21 protein-coding genes and 1 other RNA gene are annotated in these 22665 nt (G+C 69.6%); 19 read left to right on the top strand and 3 right to left on the bottom strand.

Going from position 1 to position 22665, the window contains the following annotated elements:
- Nucleotides 1-56 precede the first annotated feature (56 nt).
- Nucleotides 57-1031, bottom strand: coding sequence for an asparaginase (locus ACX1DX_RS08230; protein WP_076062907.1), 975 nt, complete (start codon nt 1029-1031; stop codon nt 57-59).
- A gap of 199 nt (nt 1032-1230) precedes the next feature.
- On the opposite strand from ACX1DX_RS08230, the gene ffs reads away from it, so the two are divergent.
- The 5 genes from ffs to ACX1DX_RS08205 all read left to right on the top strand — a co-directional run bounded on the left by ffs (nt 1231) and on the right by ACX1DX_RS08205 (nt 5435).
- Nucleotides 1231-1327: signal recognition particle sRNA small type (ffs, locus tag ACX1DX_RS08225), an RNA gene on the top strand.
- A 12-nt stretch (nt 1328-1339) separates the two neighbouring features.
- On the top strand, nt 1340-3598 hold the full coding sequence (locus ACX1DX_RS08220; RefSeq protein WP_459396211.1) for a DNA polymerase III subunit gamma and tau: 2259 nt from the start codon (nt 1340-1342) through the stop codon (nt 3596-3598).
- A 58-nt stretch (nt 3599-3656) separates the two neighbouring features.
- On the top strand, nt 3657-3980 hold the full coding sequence (locus tag ACX1DX_RS08215; RefSeq protein WP_076062911.1) for a YbaB/EbfC family nucleoid-associated protein: 324 nt from the start codon (nt 3657-3659) through the stop codon (nt 3978-3980).
- Nucleotides 3981-4598, top strand: coding sequence for a recombination mediator RecR (gene recR, locus ACX1DX_RS08210; RefSeq protein WP_076062914.1), 618 nt, complete (start codon nt 3981-3983; stop codon nt 4596-4598).
- Between the two features lie 78 nt (nt 4599-4676).
- Complete coding sequence (locus tag ACX1DX_RS08205; RefSeq protein WP_459396210.1) at nt 4677-5435, top strand: VOC family protein; 759 nt, start codon at nt 4677-4679, stop codon at nt 5433-5435.
- 9 nt (nt 5436-5444) lie between these two features.
- On the opposite strand, the gene ACX1DX_RS08200 is transcribed toward ACX1DX_RS08205, so the two are convergent.
- Entirely contained in the window at nt 5445-6599 is a 1155-nt protein-coding gene (locus ACX1DX_RS08200; protein WP_459396209.1) for an aminotransferase-like domain-containing protein, read from the bottom strand.
- Between the two features lie 214 nt (nt 6600-6813).
- On the opposite strand from ACX1DX_RS08200, the gene ACX1DX_RS08195 reads away from it, so the two are divergent.
- The 5 genes from ACX1DX_RS08195 to ACX1DX_RS08175 all read left to right on the top strand — a co-directional run bounded on the left by ACX1DX_RS08195 (nt 6814) and on the right by ACX1DX_RS08175 (nt 12472).
- Complete coding sequence (locus ACX1DX_RS08195) at nt 6814-8865, top strand: PhoX family protein (protein WP_459396208.1); 2052 nt, start codon at nt 6814-6816, stop codon at nt 8863-8865.
- A gap of 67 nt (nt 8866-8932) precedes the next feature.
- Nucleotides 8933-9859 carry an aminoglycoside phosphotransferase family protein gene (locus ACX1DX_RS08190; protein WP_459396207.1) on the top strand — a complete coding sequence of 309 codons (927 nt, stop codon included), beginning with the start codon at nt 8933-8935 and terminating at the stop codon, nt 9857-9859.
- Nucleotides 9860-9894: 35 nt separating this feature from the next.
- Nucleotides 9895-10821 carry an ABC transporter ATP-binding protein gene (locus ACX1DX_RS08185; protein WP_076062922.1) on the top strand — a complete coding sequence of 309 codons (927 nt, stop codon included), beginning with the start codon at nt 9895-9897 and terminating at the stop codon, nt 10819-10821.
- A complete protein-coding gene (locus tag ACX1DX_RS08180) occupies nt 10818-11654 on the top strand; it encodes an ABC transporter permease (protein WP_182764059.1) in 837 nt (278 codons plus the stop codon). Before ACX1DX_RS08185 ends, ACX1DX_RS08180 begins: the two co-directional genes overlap by 4 nt.
- Nucleotides 11651-12472: an ABC transporter permease gene (locus ACX1DX_RS08175; RefSeq protein ID WP_459396206.1), complete on the top strand. Its 822-nt coding sequence runs from the start codon at nt 11651-11653 to the stop codon at nt 12470-12472. Before ACX1DX_RS08180 ends, ACX1DX_RS08175 begins: the two co-directional genes overlap by 4 nt.
- 2 nt (nt 12473-12474) lie before the next feature.
- On the opposite strand, the gene ACX1DX_RS08170 is transcribed toward ACX1DX_RS08175, so the two are convergent.
- Complete coding sequence (locus ACX1DX_RS08170) at nt 12475-13290, bottom strand: HAD-IIA family hydrolase (RefSeq protein WP_459396205.1); 816 nt, start codon at nt 13288-13290, stop codon at nt 12475-12477.
- Nucleotides 13291-13480: 190 nt separating this feature from the next.
- Here ACX1DX_RS08170 and ACX1DX_RS08165 point away from each other — a divergent pair, with 190 nt between their 5' ends.
- The 9 genes from ACX1DX_RS08165 to ACX1DX_RS08125 all read left to right on the top strand — a co-directional run bounded on the left by ACX1DX_RS08165 (nt 13481) and on the right by ACX1DX_RS08125 (nt 22517).
- On the top strand, nt 13481-14551 hold the full coding sequence (locus ACX1DX_RS08165) for an NAD(P)H-dependent glycerol-3-phosphate dehydrogenase (RefSeq protein WP_459396204.1): 1071 nt from the start codon (nt 13481-13483) through the stop codon (nt 14549-14551).
- A gap of 112 nt (nt 14552-14663) precedes the next feature.
- Nucleotides 14664-16559, top strand: coding sequence for a BglG family transcription antiterminator (locus ACX1DX_RS08160; protein WP_459396203.1), 1896 nt, complete (start codon nt 14664-14666; stop codon nt 16557-16559).
- Nucleotides 16560-16566: 7 nt separating this feature from the next.
- Nucleotides 16567-17094 carry a transcriptional regulator GutM gene (locus ACX1DX_RS08155; RefSeq protein ID WP_459396202.1) on the top strand — a complete coding sequence of 176 codons (528 nt, stop codon included), beginning with the start codon at nt 16567-16569 and terminating at the stop codon, nt 17092-17094.
- Between the two features lie 165 nt (nt 17095-17259).
- Nucleotides 17260-17811: a PTS glucitol/sorbitol transporter subunit IIC gene (gene srlA / locus ACX1DX_RS08150; protein ID WP_459396201.1), complete on the top strand. Its 552-nt coding sequence runs from the start codon at nt 17260-17262 to the stop codon at nt 17809-17811.
- Complete coding sequence (gene srlE / locus ACX1DX_RS08145) at nt 17804-18868, top strand: PTS glucitol/sorbitol transporter subunit IIB (RefSeq protein ID WP_459396200.1); 1065 nt, start codon at nt 17804-17806, stop codon at nt 18866-18868. Before srlA ends, srlE begins: the two co-directional genes overlap by 8 nt.
- A 17-nt stretch (nt 18869-18885) precedes the next feature.
- Nucleotides 18886-19251 (top strand): PTS glucitol/sorbitol transporter subunit IIA, encoded by a 366-nt coding sequence (locus tag ACX1DX_RS08140; protein WP_459396199.1) that lies wholly within the window; start codon nt 18886-18888, stop codon nt 19249-19251.
- Nucleotides 19241-20575, top strand: a complete 1335-nt coding sequence (locus tag ACX1DX_RS08135) for a sn-glycerol-1-phosphate dehydrogenase (RefSeq protein WP_459396198.1) — start codon at nt 19241-19243, stop codon at nt 20573-20575. Before ACX1DX_RS08140 ends, ACX1DX_RS08135 begins: the two co-directional genes overlap by 11 nt.
- An 8-nt stretch (nt 20576-20583) precedes the next feature.
- Nucleotides 20584-20859 (top strand): HPr family phosphocarrier protein, encoded by a 276-nt coding sequence (locus ACX1DX_RS08130; RefSeq protein WP_459398195.1) that lies wholly within the window; start codon nt 20584-20586, stop codon nt 20857-20859.
- Complete coding sequence (locus ACX1DX_RS08125; protein WP_459396197.1) at nt 20856-22517, top strand: phosphoenolpyruvate--protein phosphotransferase; 1662 nt, start codon at nt 20856-20858, stop codon at nt 22515-22517. The genes ACX1DX_RS08130 and ACX1DX_RS08125 overlap by 4 nt, the downstream gene beginning before the upstream one ends.
- The last annotated feature ends 148 nt before the right edge of the window (nt 22518-22665 follow it).

Here is a 22665-nt window from a genome sequence, read left to right as displayed (position 1 = left end):
GTGACAGGGGGCCGGGGAGAATCTTAAGTGCCAGGTGCCTCCGGCGCCGCACCGGGTCAGGCGTCGAGTTCCGCCAGCGCTGCCAGCAACTGCTGCGACGGCGCGAGGTGGCCCACCTTGTCGCCGTGGCCCAGCACGGGCTCGGGGTCGAGCGCTTCGAGGGCCGCCGTCGTGTGGCCGAGCGCCTTCAGGACCGCGACCGCCACGGGCACGGTGCCGCGGTGGCGACCGTCGGTGATCTTGATGGCGATTCCCGTGCCGTCGGGCAGGCCGAGCGCCAGGGTGCCCTCTGCGCCGGCCTTGCAGATGAGGCCGGGGACCTCACGGTGGTAGACGACCTCGTCGCGCCGGGTGCCCGACGCGAACTCGGGGTGGGCGCGGAAAGCGTCTGCCAGCCGCCGCTCGGGGCCATCCGTCGCGCCGGCGAGCTTCCCGAAGGCGCGCGCCAGCCCGGTGAGGCTGGTGGGGAAGGCGGGGGCGCCGCAACCGTCGACGACGGGGTCGCCCACCGGCGCACCGGTCTGGACCGCCAACTCCTCGCGGATGGCCACCTGGAGGGGATGGTCCGGGTTCCGGTACGTGTCGGTGGGCCAGCCGGCGCGCACGCAGGTGCGCAACATGGCCGAGTGTTTCCCGGAGCAGTTGTGGGCGATCGCCTCCGCGCCCCTGCCCTGTGCGAGCCAGGCGTCGAGGGGGACGCGGGAGGGGAAGGCGAGCGTGGTCTGCAGGTGCGCGGGGGAGAGGCCGGCGCCCTCGAGGACGCGGTGGGCGCCGTCGACATGGATGGGCTCGCCGTCATGCGAGGCGCCCGCGAGCGCGAGCTCGGAGCCTTCGACGTCGAGCCCGTGGCGCAGCATGGCCACGGCTTGGATGGGTTTGACCGCTGAGCGGGCGAGGAACGGGGTGGAGGCGTCCCCCAGCGCGAGGCGCACGCCGTCGGGGCCGGTGATGGCGACCGCCCCGTGGTGGATCGCTTCGAGGTACGGGCCGCGCCACACCTCGGCGAGCGCGGGATCGAGACTGCTGACCATTCCGCCACCCTGCCACCGCCGCCGGAAAGACCCCAAATCCAGATTCGTGGTGCCGGACGGGACCGAATCCAGATCCGGGGCGTCGGGCCGCCGCGCGGGGAAGGCCCCAAATCCAGATTCGGGGCACCGGACCGCCCCACATCTGGATTCGGGGGAAACCGCCGAAGTGAAGCGCCGGTCAGGATGGGGTAGAGTGATCCAAGGTTCCTCGCGCGGCGGTAACTCGCCCAACTCCCCCAGGGTCGGAAGGCAGCAAGGGCAAGTGAGCTCTTCCGGGTGCGCGAGGGGCCCTTTTTTTTGCCCGGTGAATGTCCGGAGGCTGCAATAGGGTGGGAATCGTGGACGACGAGTACATCGAAGAAGACGAGTACGCCCCCATCGCTGATGAGGGTCCCGGCTCCGAGCCCATGGACGGGCCCAGCCTGTTCGACGATGAGCCGGCGCCCGGTGCCATCCCTGAGCAGACGGGCCCCAGCCTCTTCGCGGAGGTGGAGCCGGACGTGGAGCCTGAGCTGCCGGCCGTGACGCACGTGCCGCCGTCGAAGCTCGACCACAGCCCGCGCATCGAGGCTCCCGCGGCACCGCTGGCGCTCTACCGCCGCTACCGTCCGGATTCGTTCGCTGACGTGATCGGCCAGGAGCACGTCACCGTCCCCCTGCAACGCGCCCTGAAGAACAACCGCGTCAACCACGCCTACCTGTTCTCCGGCCCCCGAGGCTGCGGCAAGACCACCTCGGCGCGCATCCTGGCGCGCTGCCTCAACTGCGTGGAGGGCCCCACGGACACCCCGTGCGGGATCTGCCAGTCCTGCGTGGACCTCGCCCGCGGTGGCCCCGGGTCCATCGACGTGATCGAGATCGACGCGGCCTCGCACGGTGGCGTCGACGACGCACGTGACCTGCGCGAGCGCGCCTACTTCGCGCCTGTGGCCAGCCGCTACAAGATCTACATCGTCGACGAGGCCCACATGGTCACGACGGCGGGCTTCAACGCGCTGCTCAAGCTCGTGGAGGAGCCGCCGCCGCACGCCAAGTTCATCTTCGCCACGACGGAGCCGGAGAAGGTCATCGGCACCATCCGCTCCCGCACGCACCACTACCCGTTCCGGCTGGTGCCGCCGAAGGTGCTGAGTGACTACCTGGCCAGCATCTGTGACGCCGAGGGCGTGGCGGTGGACCGCACCGCGCTCCCGCTCGTGGTGCGCGCAGGCGCCGGTTCGGTACGCGATTCGCTGTCGGTGCTGGACCAGTTGCTCGGCGGGGCCAACGAGGAGGGCGTCAGCTACTCGCAGGCCGCCGCGCTCCTGGGCTACACGCCGGATGCGCTGCTCGACGACATCATGGACGCCTTCGCCGCCGGCGATTCCGCAGGTGTCTTCCACACCATCGACAAGGTCATCGAGGTGGGCCAGGACCCCCGGCGCTTCGCCGAAGACCTGCTGCGCCGGCTCCGTGACCTGGTGATCCTCGCCGCCGTGCCGGAGGCCGCCACCAACGGCCTGCTCGAAGTGGCGGCAGATCAGGCGCAGCGCCTCGCCACGCAGGTGGCGGGGATGGGCTCGGGCGAGCTGACGCGCGCCGCAGAAGTGATCGCCACCGGCCTCACGGAGATGCGCGGCACGACGGCGCCCCGGCTCCACTTGGAGTTGATGTGCGCCCGCGTCCTGCTGCCCGGTGCGGACGCCGACGAACGCGGCCTGCACGCCCGGATGGACAGGCTCGAGCGCCGCGTCGGAATGATGGGCAGCGGCGAGGCAGCCCCCGTCGAAGACTGGCAGGACACCGGTGCGGCCCGCCCGCGCCAGCCCGAGCGGCCGCGCGCGGCGGAGCATGAGCGGCAGCGCCCAGCACCGGCGCCCGCACCCGCCGAGGACGCGGCGGTCTCTGAACAGCAGCGGCCCACGCCCGAGCAGCCCGCCCAACGTCCCGCTCCAGCCCAACGTCCCGCGGCCGAGCAGCGCCCGGCCCCCGAGCAGCGCCCGGCCCCCGAGCAGCGACCGGCTCCTGAGCAGCGGCCCGCCCCGCAGCCGGAGGCCGCCCCGGAGCCTGCCGTGCAGCAGCGGCGCCCCGCTTCCCAGGGACAACTCACCGCTGCCGAGCTGCGGCGGGTCTGGCCCAACGTGCTCGACGAGGTCAAGCGCCGCCGTCGGTTCACGTTCATGCTGCTCAGCAACCACGCCCAGGTGGTCGACATCACCGACGGCGCCCTCGTGCTCGGCTTCGATGCGCCCGGCCCCCGGGAGAACTTCGGTTCCGGCGGCAGCGCCGATGTGCTGGCGGACGCGCTCATCGAGGTGATCGGCGTCGAGCTGCGCATCCAGTCGGTGCTGGCCAGCGGCGAGCAGGATGCCCGCCCGGCGCAGCGGCCCCAGGGCGCACCCGTCGCCCCGGTGGAGCCTGAGCCGCACCCGGAGCCGCAGGAGCGCGACCGCATGGAGCCGCCCCCGCCGTCGGAGCAGGTGTCGGCGGACGACGCGGTGCTCGACGCGGGCCACAACGCTGAGGAACTGCTCAGCACTGCGTTCGGCGCCGAGGTCATCTCGGTGCGGGATGCCGACGACGACTGATCCCGGCCATCCGGCAGGGCTTCTATGCTTGTAACCGACCCCCACTCAGGAGTGACACATGTTTGGTGACTTTGACATCAACGCGCTGATGCAGCAGGCGCAGAAGCTGCAGACAGACCTGCAGGCGGCGCAGGAGGAACTGGGCAACCAGTCGTTCACCGGCACCGCCGGCGGCGGGCTCGTCAGCGTCACCCTGAGCGGCAAGGGCGACATGCAGGAGGTCGAGATCCAGCCCGCCGCGGTGGATCCCGACGACATCGAGACGCTGCAGGCCCTCATCGTGGCCGCGTTCCGCTCCGCCAGGGCAGAGGTGGACGCCGCCACGGCCGCCACGCTTCCCGAACTCCCCACCATGCCCGGCATGCCGGGCTTCGGGGGCTGAGTGTACGAAGGCGCAATCCAGGAACTGATCGATGAGCTGAGCAGGCTGCCGGGCATCGGTCCGCGCAGCGCGCAGCGCATCGCGTTCCACCTCCTCGATGCACCTGAGGAGGACGTCTACGCGCTTGCCGACACGCTCCGGAGGGTCAAGCAGCTCGCCCGCTTCTGCGAGGTGTGTTTCAACGTTTCGCAGGAGGAGCGCTGCCGCATCTGCCGCGATCCCCGGCGCGACCGCTCGCAGTTGTGCGTCGTGGAGGAATCCAAGGACGTGGTGGCCATCGAGCGCACCAACGAGTTCCGGGGGCTCTACCACGTGCTGGGCGGATCCATCTCGCCCATCGAGGGCCGCGGCCCGGCAGACCTCCACACCCGCGAGTTGTTCCAGCGCCTCGCCGACGGCGAGGTGCAGGAGGTCATCCTCGCCACGGATCCCGACACCCAGGGCGAGGCCACCGCGTCGTACCTGAGCCGCATGCTCAATGATTTCGGTGTCCGCGTGACCAGGCCGGCGTCCGGCCTACCCGTCGGCGGAGACCTGGAATACGCGGACCAGGCAACGCTGAGCAGGGCGTTCGAGGGCCGCCGCATCCTCATCGAACGGCACGCACCAGCCGGGTGACGAAGGCTATGGACCTGCCCCACCCGTCGGCTTAGGCTGCTCAGTGAGCCACCGGGCTCACGATGAGAAGGGCCAACGATGACCGACACCACTCTCAAGGGCGCGCCCATCTGGGTCGAGCTCTACGCGCAGGACCTCCCCAGGGCCCAGGCCTTCTACGGCAGCCTGTTCGGCTGGCGGTTCGACAACTCCGGCGAGGAGTACGGCAATTACCACATGATCATGCGCGGTGACGAGGTCGTCGGCGGCGCCATGGTGCAGCAGCCCGAGATGGGCATCCCCACCTGGTGCGTCTACCTCAGCTCAGACGACATCCGCGCCATGACGGAGCGGGCCAGGCAGGCGGGCGGCGAGATCCACGTCGAGCCCATGGAGATCCCCGGGCAGGGCACGATGGCGTTCCTCAGCGACTCCACCGGGGCCGCCCTCGGTGCCTGGCAGAGCGACACCGTCGCCATCCAGGCGAAGGACAAGCCGGGCGCCCCCGTCTGGTTCGAACTCATGACCGGCAACTACGACGAGGCGCTGACGTTCTACCGCGACGTCTTCCAGTGGGACGTGCAGCCCGTGGGCGACCAGGGGATGGAGTGGCGGTACGCCACCAACGGCAAGGGCGACGACGCGGTGGCCGGCCTGTGCGACGCCTCGGAGTTCGTCCCCTCCAAGGTGCCCGTGTCCTACTGGCGCGTCTACTTCTCGGTGGCGGACACCGACGAGGCGATCGGCAGGATCCAGGAACTGGGTGGCCGGCTCGTCGACGGGCCGATGGATTCTCCCAACGGTCGGGTGGCCACCGTGGAGGACGACCAGGGCGTCCAGTTCCAGATCGTCGACTGAGCGCGGCCTTCAGCGGAACGTGAGTTCGCGGTTCGTGGAGGAGGCGCGACGGCGGGCCCGTGCCAGGCGCCGGCGCAGGCCGCCGTCGGCCAGGTAGGAGGCGACGGCGCGTTGCAGCAACAGTGGGGGAGCGGCGCCCGTCGCGTCGGCCGCGCCGACGATCTCGGCATGCCACGACGCCGGCGCCACCAGGTAACCGGTGCCCACGCCCCGTCCGATCACCGCCGCGAACGTGCCCAGGTGGGCCACGACGGTGGGGTCTAGGCTCCACAGCGTGGGCAGCGGCGGGCCCAGGTGGCGGCGTTCGGAGTCGAAGTCGTCCTCCACCAGCACCACGCCCTCGTCGCGCGCCCAGGCGATCATGGCCTGCCGGTGGCGGGCGGACAGCGCCCCGCCGTCGGGGTACTGGTGGTTGGGTGTGACGATCGCCAGGTCGATGGGGGAGCGGCGGTGGGCGCGGCTCAGCGCCTCCAGGTGCGGGCCCGCCGCGCCGACGGGCAGCGCCGCGGTGTCCACGGCCGAATGTTCCAGCAGTCGCCGCAGGCCCGGGAAGCCGGGCGACTCGACGGCGACCCGCGGGCGCCTGCCCGCCCTCCTCGCCGCCACCGCGAGCAGCAACGACAGCCCGGAGCGCGCACCGGACGTCACAGTGATGCCGTCCGCCTCCACCACCACGCCGCGCATGTGGCGCAGGTGTTCGGCCACCGCTTCCGCCAATGCGGGGACCGGCTCGTCCGTCACGGCTCGCCGCCAGGCACTGCGCCAGGCGGCGTCGTCGGGCCAGGCCCCGCCGTCGGAGCCCGTGAGCAATTGGATGGGGTCACGGTTGGTTTCGGGCCGTTTTCCGGCGTGTCGGGGCGATGACCCCATCCACTTGCTCACGGTGGGGGCCGAAACCGAGCGCAGGTCAGGGTTGACGACGGTGCCGGAGCGGTCGCGGGCCACGAGGTATTCCTCGGCGACGAGTTGGTCGTAGGCAGCCGCGACGGTGCCGCGCGAGACACCCAGGGCGACGGCGGCCGCGCGCGTCGACGGCACCGCCTCGCCCGGGAGCAGGGAGCCAAGGGCGACGAAGTCGCGGATGCCGGCCGCCACCTGCACGGGCAGCGGTGCGGCCCCGGGGGAGCGATCCAGCAGGAGCTCCCGGAACGCGTCGATGTGCATGGCCGCAGCCTACCCACTGGCCCATCGTTTCGTTCGCCGCAACGAGCTCCGTCGGTCCAGACCGCTGGGCCGCCGACGCAGGCTCGGCGCGCCCGGACGGTTGGCCCAGTCGTCCACAACTGTTCACTCACCGGTCACCTTGGACGACCGGATTCTGCCCATCTGGTCCGATGGGATAGCTGTGCCCGATCGCCTACCACCCAAGGGGTTTCGAATGAAGCGTCTACTTCCCATGCTCGGCCACACGCGCGGCAACCGCTCGCCCATCACCTGCGAACTGAAGTGCGGCAACGCCTGTTCGCACCCCGAGCCGAACACCACTGGGAACGAGTCGTTCCGCGACATCGTTTCGGCCGTGTTCTCCCGCCGTGCCGCACTGGGCGGCGCCGCAGGCATCACCGGCGCGCTCGTCGTGTCGCACGTCACGGCCGGTACCGCCGCCGCGGACAACGGCGTGCTTCCGCAGGGCGGCGGGAAGCTCCCCTTCGAGGCCATCGCCCCGGTGCCGCGCTCCGTCGACACCGTCACCGTCCCCCGCGGCTACCGCTGGGACCCGATCATCCGGTGGGGCGACCCGATCTTCGCCGACGCCCCGGATTTCGACATCGAGAACCAGACCGGCGTCGCGCAGGCCCAGCAGTTCGGCTACAACTGCGACTATCTCAACGTCATCTCTGACGGCGGCAACGACCGCTCGGGCTACCTCGTGTGCAACCACGAATACACCAACGAAGGCATCATGTTCTCCGACGCCTTCCGCACCGGAAACGCCAAGGAGGTCGTCGATATCGCCCTGGCCGCCCACGGATTCTCGGTGGTCGACCTGCGGCGCGACAAGCAGGGTCAGCCCTGGACGTACGTGCGAGCCGGCCGTCGCAACCGGCGCATCACCGGCTTCACGACGTTCTCGGTCTCCGGCCCCGCCGCCGGCTCAGACTTGCTGAAGACCGCCGACGACCCCACCGGCACCCTCGTCGAGGGCACCCTCAACAACTGCGCCGGCGGCACGACCCCGTGGGGCACCGTCCTCTCCGGCGAGGAGAACTTCAACCAGTACTTCCGCGGCAACGGCTCGGCCGAGCACGCGCGCTACGGCATCGGCTCGGGCGCCACCGGCCGCGGCTGGGAGACGGTCTACCCCCGCTTCGACCTCCGCAACGAGGAGTACGCGAACGAGGGCAACCGCTTCGGCTGGATCGTCGAGATCGACCCGGAGGATCCCTCCTCCACCCCGGTCAAGCACACCGCTCTGGGCCGCTTCAAGCACGAGGCCGGCACCTGCGTCATCGCGCCGTCGGGCCAGGCCGTCGTCTACTCCGGCGACGACGAGCGCCACGACTACGTCTACAAGTTCGTGTCGTCGCGCACCTTCATCGAGGGCGACAAGCAGCACAACATGCGCCTGCTCGAGGACGGCACGCTCTACGTGGCGCGCTACCACGGCAACTCGCTCGAGGCGGAGATCACCGGCGACGGCGACCTCCCGGCCGACGGCTCCTTCGACGGCTACGGCGAGTGGGTCCCGCTGGTACGCGGCACCGAGTCGCTGGTGCCCGGTATGACCACGGAGCAGGTGCTCGTCTTCACCCGCCTCGCCGCGGACCGCGTCGGCGCCACCAAGATGGACCGGCCCGAGGACCTCGAGACCAACCCGGTTTCCGGCACGGTCTACCTGGCGCTCACCAACAACTCGCGCCGCACCGCCGTCGACGAGGCCAACCCGCTGACCGCGAACCGCGACGGCCACATCGTCGAGATGGTCGAGGACGGCAACGACCACGCTGCCGAGAAGTTCAGCTGGAACATCCTGATGCTCTGCGGGGACCCCCGCACCTCGACCCGCACCTACTTCTCGGGCTACCCGGCCGACAAGGTGTCGCCGATCTCGTGCCCCGACAACATCGCCTTCGACTCCCTGGGTAACCTCTGGATCTCCACTGACGGTCAGCCCGGCACGTTGGGCCTCTGCGATGCCCTGCACAAGGTCACCGTCGACGGCCCGAACCGCGGCCGCGTCGAGCAGTTCCTCGCCGTGCCATCGGCCTCCGAGACCTGCGGCCCCGTCATCCATGACCGCGACGATTCGGTCTTCGTCGCCGTGCAGCATCCGGGTGAGGACGGCAGGTGGGGCGCCCACACCTCGCTGTGGCCGGACCAGCTCTCGGCCGGCGGCCCCGTCCAGGTGGGCGACAAGGTGGCGGCACCCCGCCCCTCCGTCGTCCAGGTGACCCGCACCTCGGGCAACCGTTCCGCCAAGATCAAGTGACACCCACCTGAGGGGGCGGGCCGCTCCGGCGGCCCGCCCCTTTCGCATCCCCACTAGCGTGGGGTCCGTGATCCCAGCTCCGTTCCGCGCACTGGTCGCCGGTCGCCCGGCCGACGTGCTCGGTGCGCGCCCCGTCGACGGCGACACCTGGCTGGCCCGGCTCCCCAAGCTGATCGACGAGCACCTGGCCCGCTGGGACCTCACGCCCGACGGCGACCCGTGGCACGGCGAGAACGCGCTGGTGCTGCCGGTGCTCCACGACGGGCAGCCCGCCGTCGTGAAGGTGGGCTGGCCGCACCACGAGGCCGATCTCGAGCACCTGGCCCTGCGGCTCTGGGCCGGCCACGGCGCCGTCCGGCTCATCGCCGCCAACCCGGCGGCCGACGCGCTGCTGCTGGAACGCCTCGACGCCTCCCGTCCGCTCACCTCAGCCTCCGTCCTGGATTCCTGCGAGACCATCGGAGGACTCTTCCGCAGCCTCGACCGCGAGGGTTCGCCGCAGTTCCCGAGGGTCGCCGACAAGGCCAGACGGTGGCGCGGCCAGCTGGCCGAGGCCGACCGCGCCCTTCCCCGACGCCTCGCGGAGCAGGCACTCAGCACGCTCGACGACCTCCTCGCCGCCCCCCTCCCCGGCCGGCTGGTGCACGAGGACCTCCACGACGCCAACGTGCTCGCGCCCCTGGACCCGGCACGCGGCGACTGGCTCGCGATCGACCCCAAGCCCGTCGTCGGGGAGTGGGCCTATGCCGTGGCCCCGGTGGTGTGGAACCGCGCCGACGTGGCGGCCCGCGCGCACAACCTGCGGGCCCATGTGCGGCTGCGCGCCGACGTCGTGGCCGATGCCGCGGGGCTCGACCTCGACCGCGCCTACGCCTGGACCTTCGTCCGGCTCGTGCTCAACGCCGTCTGGGCGGCCGGGTACGCGCCGGCCTCCGACGACTTCCGCGGCCGGATGATCACCCTGGCCAAAGCCTTCGCCGATCCGCCCGACTGATGCGGTTTGTCCGGGGCAGGTTGTAGGTTTCTGGGGTGCCTACTCCAGTGATCTCCGCCCGCGGGCTGACGAAGCGCTACGGCAGTTTCACGGCCGTGGACGGTATCGACTTCGACATCGCGCCCGGTGAGTCGTTCGGGTTCCTCGGGCCCAACGGCGCCGGCAAGTCCACCACCATGCGCATGATCGCGGCCACATCCACCCGCTCCGACGGCGAACTCAGCGTGCTGGGCCTGGACACCAACCGGCACGGCCCGGAGATCCGCGCGCAGTTGGGCATCGTGCCCCAAGGTGACCTCCTCGACGAGGAACTGCGCGTCATCGACAACCTCTACGTCTACGGCCGCTATTTCGGGCTGCCTCGCGCCTACGTCAGGGCACGGGCCGAGGAGCTCCTCGACTTCGCGCAGCTCCGCGAGAAGCGCACCGCAAGGGTCGACGGGCTCTCCGGCGGCATGAAGCGCCGCCTCACCATCGCCCGCGGCCTGATCAACAACCCCAAGGTGATGCTGCTCGACGAGCCCACCACCGGCCTGGACCCGCAGGCCCGCCACGTGCTCTGGGACCGTCTCTTCCGGCTGAAGGAGGAGGGCGTCACGCTGGTGGTGACCACACACTTCATGGACGAGGCGGAGCAGTTGTGTGACCGGCTCGTCGTGATCGACAAGGGCAGGATCGTCGCCGAGGGTTCGCCGCAGCAGCTCATCAGGCAGTACTCCACCCGCGAGGTGCTGGAGGTCCGCTTCGGTTCGGCGCGCAACCAGGCGGCCGCGGGACAGCTCGACGGGATCGGCGAGCGGCAGGAACTCCTCCCGGACAGGGTGCTGATCTACGCCGACAACGGAGAACACGCGCTGCAGTCCGTCGTCGAGCGGGGGCTGGAGCCCGTCACCTCGCTGGTGCGCAGGTCGTCGCTGGAGGACGTGTTCCTCCGCCTCACAGGCAGGAGCCTGATCGAATGAGCCTCACCACGGACAAGCCTGTGATCGACACCCGGCTCACGGCAGACCACCGCGTCGTCGCCCGCATGGGTTGGTGGGCGGTGGTGGAGCAGTGGGTGATGCACATGCGCGCCTACCTGGCCACGCTGCTGCTGACCGGGATCGGGTCACCGTTCATCTACCTCCTGGGCCTCGGCGCCGGGCTGGGGGTCCTCGTCGACGACGGCAAGGGCATCGAGGGCGTGCCGTACCTCACGTTCGTCGCGCCGGCGCTGGTGCTGGCCAGCGCGATGCAGGTGGCCTCGCAGGAGAACACCTTCGGCGTGTTCGGCGGCTTCAAGTGGACCAACCTGTTCAACGCCATGCGGTTGACCCCCATCACGCCTGGCCAGATGGCGGGCGGCTTCCAGGCTGCGGTCATGGTGCGCGTCCTCCCCATGATCGGGTTCTACCTGGTGGCGCTGCTCGTGTTCGGCATCGGCCGGTGGTGGGGCGTGCTGCTGCTGTTGCCCATCGGGCTGCTGCTCGCCGTGGCGGTGGGCTTCAGCGTGATGGCGTGGGTCTCGACGCAGAAGGATGAACGCGGCCAGTTGAGCTTCATCGAGCGGTTCATCATCGTGCCGCTGACCCTGTTCTCCGGCACCTACTTCCCGCTGGAGACGCTGCCCGGCTACCTGCAACCCATCGGCTGGGTGTCGCCGCTGTGGCACGCCGCGGAACTGGGCCGAACCGCCCTCTACGGCGCGCCCCTGACGGTGGGCATGGGCCTGATCCACGTCGGCTTCCTGGCCGTCATGGCCGTCGTCGGCGGGCTGCTGTCCGTGCGCCACTTCCGCAGGAGGTTGGATCAGTGAGCACAGATTCCCTCGCCCGGCAGGCGCGGGTGCCGAGGGCGCTGCGCGGCATCTACCGCGGCAACACCCGCTCGGTGGTCGCCCGCGGCATGAAGGTGATCGCCCGCAACAACTACCTCGTCGTGCTGTCGGGGTTCTTCGAGCCGGTGTTCTACCTGCTGTCCATGGGCCTCGGCCTCGGAGCACTGATCGGTGGCGTCGAGTTCTACGGCCGCGAGGTGCCCTACGCGGCCTACATCGCACCGTCGCTGATGGCGGTCTCGGCCATGAACGGCGCGCTGTACGACTCCACCACCAACGTGTTCTTCCGGATGCGCTACGGCAAGTTGTACGAGCAGATGCTCTCGACGTCGCTGGGCCCCATGGACGTGGCGCTCGGCGAGATCTTCATGGCGCTGTTCCGCGGGCTCCTCTACGCCAGCGGGTTCATGGTGGTCACCACGCTGCTCGGCCTCAACCTCTCGTGGACGGCGCTGCTGGCCATCCCCGCGGCGCTGGTCGTGGCCTGCGGTTTCGCCTCCGTGGGCCTCGCGGCGACGAGCTACATGACGTCGTTCCAGCACCTCGACCTGGTGTTCTTCGTGATGCTGCCGATGTTCCTGCTCTCGGCCACGTTCTTCCCCATCACCGTCTACCCGGAGGCGGTGCAGTGGGTGATCATGGCCCTGCCGCTCTGGCACGGGGTGGACATGATCCGCCAGTTGACGACGGGCCTGATCCAGCCGTCGATGTGGGCGCACCTCGGCTACTTCGCGGTGATGATCCTCATCGGGGTCACCGTCGCCACCAAGAGGCTCAGGGCCCTTTTCCTCCGCTGACCTCAGGGCCTCCCGGGCAGCAGCTGATCGATGCGCTCGACGATGTAGGTGGGGCGGTTGCCCTCCGGCTGGGCGAGCACGTCGTCCACGGTTGACTCGCCCGTGAGCACCAGCGCTGAGGCCATGCCGGTGTCGATGGCCATCTGGATGTCGGTCATCAGCCGGTCGCCCACCATCAGCGCGCGGCTCGGATCCACGCCCGTGCCACCCAGCGCCGCCTCCAGCATCAGCGCCGACGGTTTGCCCAGCGACACCTGGCACTTCGCCCCGGTGCAGGACTCGATGGCTGCAGTGATCGCGGCGCAGTCCGGTTCGCCGCGGCCACCGGGGAAGGGGCAGAACCGGTCCGGGTTGGTCTGGATCAGGAACGCCCGCTTGTGGAACCAGATGGCGTCGAAGGCGATCTGCAGCTTGCGGTAGTCGAACGTGCGGTCGTACGAGGCCACCACGATGTCCACCTCCGCCGGATCCTCCGTGAGCCTGAAGCCCGCCTCCCGCAGCGCGCGCTGCAGCGGCTCTTCCCCGATGACGAACAGCGCGGCCTCCGGATGGTGATCCAGTAGCCACCGCGTCGTGGTCACCACGGTGTTGGCGATGTCCTCGAGGGGCGTGGGCAGGCCGAGGCGCTCCAGCTTCTCCTGGTACTGGTGCGGATCCTTGGTGGGGTTGTTGGACAGGAACTTCACGGTGCGGCCGTTGGCGCGCAGTTCCTCGATGAGCCGGGCCGCGCCGGGGAGCAGGTCGTCACCCAGATAGATGGTGCCGTCGAGGTCGAAGACGTAGGCGTCGTACCACTGGGTGGGGGAGGTGAGCATCATGGCGGCCTTCCGGTTTGGCTACCCTCCACCCTGCCAGCAGCCCGGACGACATCGGGCGGGATTAGGCCGGAGCTTTGCAGACCCTTCGCAGAACCCCGCATCAATGGGGCTCGATCTGCGGCCGGATTGGTCGTAGCGTCGCACTATCGACATCACGCGCACAGCAGCGCGACACGCAAAGGAGCACTTCATGGCGACGATCGCAGTTCTCGGGGCCGGCATCATGGCCAGCGCGCTGGCCACCCCGCTGGCCGATAACGGGCACTCGATGCGACTGGTGGGCACTCACCTGGACCGCGACATCATCGACTCCATCAAGGCCACCGGCATCCACCCCAACCTGGGCCTGAAGCTGCCGGAGGGCACCACCGCCTACCAGCTCGAGGAGGCCGCGGACGCGTTCGACGGCGTGGATCTCGTGATGAGCGGCGTCAACTCGTTCGGCGTCCAGTGGGCCGGACAGCAACTGGCCGAGTTGCTCCGCCCCGGGATGCACGTCATCGCGCTGGCCAAGGGCATGCAGGCCGATGAGGAGGGCAACCTCACCATCCTCCCGCGGGTCCTCGCCGGCGAGATCCCCGAGGACCTCCGCAACCAGCTCACCTTCTCCGCCATCGCCGGCCCGTCGATCGCCGGTGAGGTGGCCGTGCACCGCCACACATCTGTCGTGTTCACCGGCGACAACGCCGAGGTGCTCCAGATGTGGCGCGAGCTCTTCGCCACCGACTACTACCATGTGTGGACCAACACCGATTTCGTGGGTGTCGAGGTCTGCGCCGCCACCAAGAACTGCTACGCCTTCGGCGCCGGCTTCATGAGCGGCATCCTCGACGCCATGGGCGAGGCCGCCGGAGACCGCTACGTCAACTTCAATTACGGCGCCGCCCTCTTCGGCCAGGCCTCCATCGAGATGATCCAGTTCATGGATCTGCTCGGCGGCAAGCCCACCACCCCGCTGGGCCTCCCCGGCATCGGGGACTGCTTCGTCACCTCCATGGGCGGCCGCAACGTCAAGTGCGGACGCCTCGTTGGCAGCGGCATGACCTTCAGCGAGGCCCGCGGCCAGATGCCCGGCGTCACCCTCGAAGGCGCCGCCGCCATCAAGGTGATCGGCGAGGCCATGGTCAAGCTCACCGAGCGCGGCGTCGTCGCGCCCGAGAAGTTCCCGCTGCTGCGCCACCTCTATGAGGTGGTCGGCCTTGACCAGCAGGTCAACGTCCCCTGGGATGCCTTCTTCGGCACCGACGGCTCCGGCAGCTGACGTCCCTCGATACACCTCGCGAGCACAGGCACACTGCGGTGACACCCGGCGACTCGCGAGGCACTCGGGACTCAGCAACCCATTCACACGACACCGACAAAGGAGTTAGGTCATGAACAGGCAGGCACGCATCTTGGCGCTGTTGGAGGCAGCGCGCCACGTGCCTGCCGACGACCTCGCCGCCGAGCTGGACATCAGCCGGCGCACCGTCGCCAGCGAAGTGGCCACGCTGCAGGACCTCCTCGGCACCTCCGCCTCCATCTCCCTGACCGACGGCCGCTACCGCCTGATGATCGCCGACCCGCACCGCTACCGCGCCGTGCGCACCTCCGTCGACGATGACATCTCGTTCAACAACCCTGATGTCCGGGCGTCCTACATCGTGGCCAGGCTCTTCCGTGCCCTCACCCCCGTTCGCACGGAAGAGCTGGCCGCGGCCATGGCGGTGGGTCGCACCACCGTGGTGACCGATCTCGTGCGGGTCCGGGAACTCCTCGCCGACGACGACCTCGCCGTCGCGGGACGGCCCAACGTGGGCCTCACCATCGAGGGCCCCGAACTGCAGCAACGCCTGCACGTGCTGCGCCGTCACTTCCCCATGGCCTACCCGGCCGACGACCTGCAGCAACGCGTCGAACAGATTGTGCGGCGGCGGGCTGAGGAGGTGGGCCTGGAGAAGGTCTACGCCCTGGAACTGGCCCGCTGGGCGACGGTGAGCGTGGACCGCACGCGCCAGGCCCGGCCCATCGAGTACCTCCCCGCCCGCTACTCAGGCCTCACCGCGGCTCCCGCGCACGAGCTGGCCACCGACGTCGCCGACAGGCTGGCCGAGGCCTTCAACCTTGAGCTGGACGAGGCCGAACGCATCTTCCTCACCCTCCCCATCGCGGGGATGCGGGCACCCGGAGACGCAGAGGTCGCCGCCCGGCTCAGCGGCCCAGCCGCCGCTGACGCCCAGGAGTTGGTCGACGACGTGCTCACCACGGTGCGTGCCGAGATGGACATCAATCTCACCGGCACTGCTTTCCTCGCCGAGTTCTCGCGCCACCTGGCCTACATGCTCAACCGGATGCGCTACCGGATCTGGGTGGACGACACCGACGTGGCCGACGTGCGCGGCGAGTTCCCCGTCGCCTATCAGATGGCCACCGTCGCCTCCCGGGTGATCGAGCGGCGCATGGGCCTGCCGGTCGAGGACGCTGAACTGGGGTTCCTCGCCACCTACTTCCAGGTGTTCCTCGAGGCCCGTGAGCGCACAGCTGCGTATCTGCGGGTGGTGATCGTCGGCACCACGGGCCGCACCAGCGCGGAACTCGTCCGCCTGCAGTTGGCCAAGGTGCTGCCGAACTCCACGCAGTTCGATCTTCTCGCCCGCGCCGACGCCACACCCGAAGCGCTCCGCGGCGCGGACCTGGTGGTGGTGGCCGGCGAAGCCGACCTCGAGACCACCGCCCCCGTCCTGCACGTGACCCGCGTGCTGGACCGCAAGGCGCTGGCCCGCCAGCTGGAGCGGCTGAAGCTGCGCATCCCCATGAACGTCGACGCCGGCGGCGCTTCCGTGCTCGCCGGCGCCCTCGACGAACAGCACTTCTTCGCGCTTCCCGGTGGCACCGGGTACGAGGATGCCGTCGAGTTCATGGCCGGCCACCTCGAGGCCCGCGGCCTGGTGGAGAAGGGTTTCGGCGAACGGATCCGCGAGCGTGAGGCCCGCGCCCAGACGCAACTCGACCCCTGGGTCGGTTTCCCCCACGCAACCCTGGAGGGCCAGGAGCACATCATGCTCGCCGTCGGCGTCATTCCCCGCGAGGCGGACGACGACGGGGTGCGGCTCATCGTCCTGCTCGGCGTGCCCGCCGATTCCACCCACAGCGAGGACGTGCTGGTCCAGGTCTACGACGAGGTGCTCAGGCTGGGCGCCCGCCGCGACCTCATCGGCCAACTCTGCCAGCTGACCACCTTCGAAGACTTCTACTACTTCCTCGAGAAGAACCCCACCACAGAGAGGTGATCGGGACATGTTCTGGATCTTCATCGCCGCGATCGGGATCGCCTGGGTCGCCCAGTCGTTCCTGTCGTTCAAACAGACCAAGGCCTTCACTGAGCTGTTCGTCAGCCTGCGCAAGAAGGGCAGGGTCGCGATGGGCAAGTTCAGCGGCGGTGTCGTCGCCGGCTCGATCGTGATGTTCGTGCTCGACGACGACGACCGCGTCGTCGAGGGTCACCGGCTCAACGGCATCACGGTGTTGGCCAGGTTCAAGGAGTTCGGCCTCTACAACGGGCGCTTCATGTCCATGGTGGAGCCCCGCGAGGCCACCCGCTACGGCACATCCGTGGTCAGGGCCGTGGCCAACGCCCGCGACAACTACCGCGTGGTCGTCGACGGTGGGGTCCCCGCAGAGCCGCCGTCCGCCGTCGGACGTGCGCTCGACAAGCTTCCCGGCATCAAGCCGAAGAAGAAGACGCTGCCCAGCCCCGCCGCCGTTGTGCCCGCGGCGCCTGCGCAGAAGATCGTCGTCACCCGACGGGCGAAGCAACCCGCCTGACGCTGGTTGAGCCTGGGAGCTCTGCCGACGCTGGTTGAGCCTGCGAGCTCTTCCGACGCTGGTTCAGCCTGCGAGCTCTGCGAGCAGTGTCGAAACCTGCGGCTCAACCAACGTCAACCAACCGGGGCATCAGCCCCACAACCCGCCCCCTAGAAAGGAGCTGAGGTGGAATACCTCGTACGAGCCGCGGAGTGGTTCGTCGGACTCTTCAGCACAGGCGCAGAAGTGTTTCTGTCCTGGATGTCCGGCATCGTCCCGCTGGTGCTCATGTTGCTTGTTGCGATGAACGCACTGATCGCCCTCATCGGTGAGGAGCGCATCGACAGGTTCGCGCAGAAAGCCGGTAAGAACGTCATCAGCCGTTACCTGCTGCTGCCGTGGATCGGTGCGTTCTTCCTGACGAACCCCGCGTGTTTCACGCTGGGCCGTTTCCTCCCCGAGCGCTACAAGCCGGGCTACTACGCGTCGGTGGCCCAGATGGTGCACACCAACAACGGCCTGTTCCCCCACAACAACCCCGGCGAACTGTTCGTCTGGATGGGCATCGCCCAGGGCATCATCACCCTCGGCCTGCCCACCGGCGACCTCGCCATCCGCTACCTCCTGCTGGGCGCCGTGCTCAACTTCATCGGCGGCTGGGTGACGGACTTCACCACGAAGTTCGTCTCCAAGCAGCAGGGCGTCGTCCTGCCCAAGGAGGTCCACTCCAATGTCTGAGTACCGCTCCATCACCATCACCCGCGGCCCCAGCGGTTACGGTGGCCCCCTGACCCTCACCCCTGACGCCAAGCGCAACAAGATCGTCTACATCATCGGCGGCGGTCAGCGCCCCGAGGTGGTCGACAGGATCGCCGAGCTGACGGGCGCTGAGCCGGTCAACGGTTTCAACACCTCCGTGCCGGACGACGAGCACTTCGTCGCCGTCATCGACTGTGGCGGCTCCCTGCGTTGCGGCCTCTACCCGAAGAAGAACATCCCCACCGTCAACGTGGTGCCGACAGGCAAGTCCGGGCCCCTGGCCCAGTTCATCCACGAGGGCATCTACGTCTCGGCAGTTGGCGCCGCACAGGTGCAGCCGGCCGACGATGCCGCGCTCGCGGCCGTCGCAGCCTCTGAGGCGGAGGCCACCACGGGCGTGGGAGCCACCGAGGCTGCCGCCAGCACGGGAGCGACGATCCCCACCCGCGAGGACGGGCGGCCCATGAAGCTCACCGAGCAGATGGCACAGAAGCGGAAGAAGAACCTGCTCGAGACCATCGGCCTGGGTGCGGGTCGCGTCATCTCGGTGTTCTACCAGGCCGGCCGCAACGCCGTGCAGATGATGATCAACACGATCCTGCCGTTCATGGCGTTCGTCGCGATGTTGATCGGCATCATCCAGGCCTCCGGACTGGGCACCTGGTTCTCCAACCTGCTCACCCCGCTGGCCGGCACCGGCTGGGGCCTGATGATCCTGGGCTTCATCTGCTCGCTGCCGTTCCTGTCTCCGTTGCTCGGCCCTGGCGCCGTCATCGCGCAGATCATCGGCACGCTCATCGGCGTGGAGATCGGCAAGGGCAACATCCCGCCGCACCTCGCGCTGCCCGCACTGTTCGCCATCAACACGCAGAACGCGTGTGACTTCATCCCGGTGGGCATGGGCCTCGGCGAGGCCAAGCCCGAAACCATCCAGGTGGGCGTGCCCGCAGTGCTGTACTCGCGGTTCCTCAACGGTGTGCCGCGCGTTGCCATAGCGTGGTTGGCCAGCATCGGCCTGTACTCCACCACTTCTTAACCCGAAAGGAACTGATCATGGGATACACCACCACCGTCGTCGAGGTCGGCCCCGACGCCCCCGTCTTCCTCGAAGAGAAGATGGCCATCACCTTCTCAGGGGAGGCGCCGGAGGCGCTGCGCTCGTACTGCTTCCTGATCGATGACGCCGAGCTCACCGGCAGCCTCGCCGTCGGGATGCCCGTGCGGATCGGGAACCAGGCCTGGACGCTCACCGCGCTGGGCGAGCTCGCGGAGAAGAACCTTCGCGACCTCGGCCACGTGACCCTCATCTTCGACGGTGAGGCGGAGCCGCGCATGCCGGGGGCCATCCATCTGGGCGGGGTCGCCGAGACCCCCGCCCTGACCCTCGGCGCCGAGGTGGTGTTCGGCAGTGACCAGTGACACTCTGCGTGATGCACTCTCCCGCGCCACCGACACGGTGGCTGCGGCCGTAGGGCGCGGAGTTCTCGCCGAGAGTGGGCGGCTGATCGCCGCCCACCTCGGGGCCGGCCCGCACCTCATCGTCGCCGACGAGAACACCTGGGCGGTGGCGGGGGAGGCGCTGTCCGAGTCGCTGCGTGATGCGGGGTGTGAGCTGGCTGAGCCGCGGATCTTCCCCGGCCAGCCCGTGCTCTACGCCTCCATCGAGAACGCGGTGGTCATCGAGCGGGCCATCCGCGAGCGGGGCGCCAGCCCCATCGCGCTCGGCTCCGGCACCATCAACGACCTGGTCAAGCTCGCCGCTTTCGAGGTGGGCCGCGATTACGCCTGCGTCGGAACGGCCGCCTCCATGGACGGCTACACGGGCGCGGGCGCTCCCATGACCGAGAACGGGGTCAAGGCCACCCGCAACTGCAAGGCCCCCGTCGTGGTCATCATGGACCTCGACGTGGTGGCCGCCGCCCCACCCACGATGACAGCCTCCGGCTACGGCGACCTCGTGGCGAAGATCCCCGGCGGCGCCGACTGGATCCTGGCCGATTACACCGGCATCGAGCCCATCGACGCGGATGTGTGGGACATGGTCCAGTCCGGCGTCGGCACCGCGCTGGCCCGGCCGGACGACCTGGCAGCCGGCAATGCCGATGCCTTCGACGGACTCGTGGAAGGCCTGTGCCTGTCCGGCCTGGCGATGCAGGCCTACGGCGGCACCCGCCCGGCATCGGGTGCGGAGCACTACTTCAGCCATCTGTGGGAGATCGAAGGCCTTGGCGCTGAGCGCACGCCCCCGCTGTCGCACGGGTTCAAGGTGGCCATCGGCTCGCTGGCCATGTGCGCCTTCTACGAGGCGCTGCTGGCCCGCGACCTCGCTGATCTCGATCTCCCCGCCATCGCGGCGGCCCGCGCCCCGTGGGATGAGATCGAAGCCGACATCCGCAGCCGGTTCGACGGTGCGCTCGCCGATCACGCCACCCGTGAGACCCGCGAGAAGTATGCCGCCGGAGACGATCTCGTCGCCCGGCTGCAGCCGCTGATCGACCAGTGGCCCGCCGCCGTCGAGAAGCTGCGCGCCCAACTGGTCACCACCGCCGAGCTCAGCGACATGCTGCGCCGCGCCGGCGCCCCCTCCCGGCCTGAGGACATCGGCCTGACCCGCGACGACGTGCGGGCCATGTTCCCCAAGGCCATGTACTACCGCTCCCGCTACACCGCGCTCGACGTGGCGTGGGAGCTCGGCATCTTCGACGAACTGGTCGCAGATGTCTTCGACACGATCTGGAAGTGAGAGTAGAGATGCCCAGCCGCGAAGTTGCCATCGGATCCTCCGTCGGGCTGCACGCCCGCCCCGCCAACCTGTTCGTGCAGGAGGTGAACAAGCTCGGCCTGTCCGTGACGCTCCAGAAGGAGGGCCGCCCGCCCGTCGACGCGCGTAGCCTGCTCGGCATCATGACGCTGGGCGTCAAGCACGGCGAAGTGGTCACCCTGGCCGCCGAGGGTGAGGGTGCCGATGCTGCCCTCGACGCGCTCGTCGAGTTCCTCAAGATCGACCACGACGCCACGGACGCATGAGCATCCAGGGCATCGGGGTGAGCCCCGGGGCGGCGGTGGGACCCGCCGTCGTCGTCTCGACGGTGAAGATCACCCCGCCCGGAGAGCGCGTCGATGACCCGGCACTGGCGGAGGCCTCCGTCTCCAAGGCGCTCGAGGCGGTGGCTCAGGACATGGACGCCCGGGTTGCCACTGCCCCGGAATCCGCCCGGCCGGTGCTGGAGGCCACGGCCACCATGGCGCGCGACCCCGGCCTGCTCTCGGCCGCGTCCATGCAGATCGCGGAGGGCCACGGCCCGGTCGACGCCCTGTACCGCGCGGTCGAACAGTACTGCGAGATGCTCGCCGGCCTCGGCGGCTACATGGCAGAGCGGCAGGACGACCTGCGCGACGTGTTCCAGCGCGCAGGCGCCCGCCTCATGGGCCTGCCCGCGCCCGGCGTGCCGGCGCTGACCACGCCGTCGGTGCTGGTCGCCTTCGACCTGGCCCCGGCGGACACCGCCACGCTCGACCCGGAGAAGGTGCTCGGCATCGTCACCGAGGGCGGGGGAGTCACCTCCCACACCGCCATCCTCGCAGCGCAACTGGGCATCCCCGCCGTGGTGCAGGCGCCCGGTGTGATGGTGTCGCGTCCGGCCACCGTCGGTCTCGATGGCGCCACCGGTGAGGTCGTCCTCGAGCCGTCCGACGAGGTGGCCGCCGCCCTGATGGAGCGCAACGAGCGCAGGCTCGCGCTGCAGTCCATGGCTCAGGGGCCAGGAGCCACCAGGGACGGGCATGCGGTGCAGATCCTCGCCAACATCGGCACGGTCGACGACGCATTGCGTGCCGCACTGGCAGACGTCGAGGGGTCGGGCCTGTTCCGCTCCGAGTTCCTGTTCCTGGACCGGGCCGAGGCCCCGTCGGTGGAGGAGCAGACCGCCACCTACACGCGTGTGTTCGAGGCGTTCGGCCGCCGCAAGGTGGTGGTGCGCACGCTCGACGCCGGAGCGGATAAACCGCTCGCCTTCGCCGACCTGGGCGAGGAAGAGAACCCGGCCCTCGGCGTGCGCGGACTCCGGTTGCAGCGGGCCCGCGAGGACCTGCTCGATGATCAGCTCACTGCACTCGCCCGCGCCCGCGAAGCAACCGGCGCCGACGTGTGGGTGATGGCACCGATGGTGGCGACGGCGGAGGAGGCCTCGTGGTTCACCGCCCGCTGCCGTGAGGTGGGGTTGCCCAAGGCGGGCACCATGGTGGAGGTTCCCGCCGCCGCCGTGCGCTCATCTGACGTGTTGTCGGCGTGCGACTTCGCGTCGATCGGCACCAACGACCTGTCTCAGTACCTCTTCGCTGCCGACCGGATGGACGGCCGCCTGGCCGGCCTGCTCAACGGGTGGCAGCCGGCCCTGTGGGAACTGATCGTCATGACGGTGCGCGGTGCAGGGGACAAGCCCGTCGGTATCTGCGGCGAGGTGGGCGGCGACCCGCTGCTCGCTCTGGTCGCCGCCGGCGCCGGGATCTCGTCGCTGTCGATGGCCGTGGGCCGCGTGGGCGCCGTGAAGGCGTCGCTGGCGCGCCACGACCTGGCGCAGTGCCGGGAGATGCTCGACGCGGTGCTCGCCTCGCCGTCGCCCGCCGAGGCACGGGAGGCGGTGCTTGTCCTGGTTGACGAGGAGATCCGCAGCCTCGTCGGCTGAGCTGGTCCCTGAGCGTCGCGGGCGAGGAACGAAGCCACCGACGACGAAGGGCGCCCGTAGCGTGATCGTGATCTTGACCACAGTGGTTGAGGTGTCGGATCGGCTGCGGGCGCCCTTCGTCGTCCGCTGGCTCGCAAGCTCGCGGGCG

The sequence above is a fragment of the Tessaracoccus zhenghani genome (genome assembly GCF_054552775.1).
Note: the sequence above shows the minus strand (reverse complement) of the source record. Positions and strands in the feature narration are given on the sequence as shown.

Coding starts and splice junctions, on each gene's coding strand:
- ACX1DX_RS08155 (WP_459396202.1), top strand. CDS start 16,567: ATGTTCTGGATCTTCATCGCCGCGATCGGGATCGCCTGGGTCGCCCAG.
- ACX1DX_RS08200 (WP_459396209.1), bottom strand. CDS start 6,599: ATGCACATCGACGCGTTCCGGGAGCTCCTGCTGGATCGCTCCCCCGGG.
- ACX1DX_RS08130 (WP_459398195.1), top strand. CDS start 20,584: ATGCCCAGCCGCGAAGTTGCCATCGGATCCTCCGTCGGGCTGCACGCC.
- ACX1DX_RS08205 (WP_459396210.1), top strand. CDS start 4,677: ATGACCGACACCACTCTCAAGGGCGCGCCCATCTGGGTCGAGCTCTAC.
- ACX1DX_RS08180 (WP_182764059.1), top strand. CDS start 10,818: ATGAGCCTCACCACGGACAAGCCTGTGATCGACACCCGGCTCACGGCA.
- ACX1DX_RS08230 (WP_076062907.1), bottom strand. CDS start 1,031: ATGGTCAGCAGTCTCGATCCCGCGCTCGCCGAGGTGTGGCGCGGCCCG.
- ACX1DX_RS08220 (WP_459396211.1), top strand. CDS start 1,340: ATGTCCGGAGGCTGCAATAGGGTGGGAATCGTGGACGACGAGTACATC.
- ACX1DX_RS08140 (WP_459396199.1), top strand. CDS start 18,886: ATGGGATACACCACCACCGTCGTCGAGGTCGGCCCCGACGCCCCCGTC.
- ACX1DX_RS08170 (WP_459396205.1), bottom strand. CDS start 13,290: ATGATGCTCACCTCCCCCACCCAGTGGTACGACGCCTACGTCTTCGAC.
- srlE (WP_459396200.1), top strand. CDS start 17,804: ATGTCTGAGTACCGCTCCATCACCATCACCCGCGGCCCCAGCGGTTAC.
- ACX1DX_RS08165 (WP_459396204.1), top strand. CDS start 13,481: ATGGCGACGATCGCAGTTCTCGGGGCCGGCATCATGGCCAGCGCGCTG.
- ACX1DX_RS08215 (WP_076062911.1), top strand. CDS start 3,657: ATGTTTGGTGACTTTGACATCAACGCGCTGATGCAGCAGGCGCAGAAG.
- ACX1DX_RS08160 (WP_459396203.1), top strand. CDS start 14,664: ATGAACAGGCAGGCACGCATCTTGGCGCTGTTGGAGGCAGCGCGCCAC.
- ACX1DX_RS08125 (WP_459396197.1), top strand. CDS start 20,856: ATGAGCATCCAGGGCATCGGGGTGAGCCCCGGGGCGGCGGTGGGACCC.
- ACX1DX_RS08195 (WP_459396208.1), top strand. CDS start 6,814: ATGAAGCGTCTACTTCCCATGCTCGGCCACACGCGCGGCAACCGCTCG.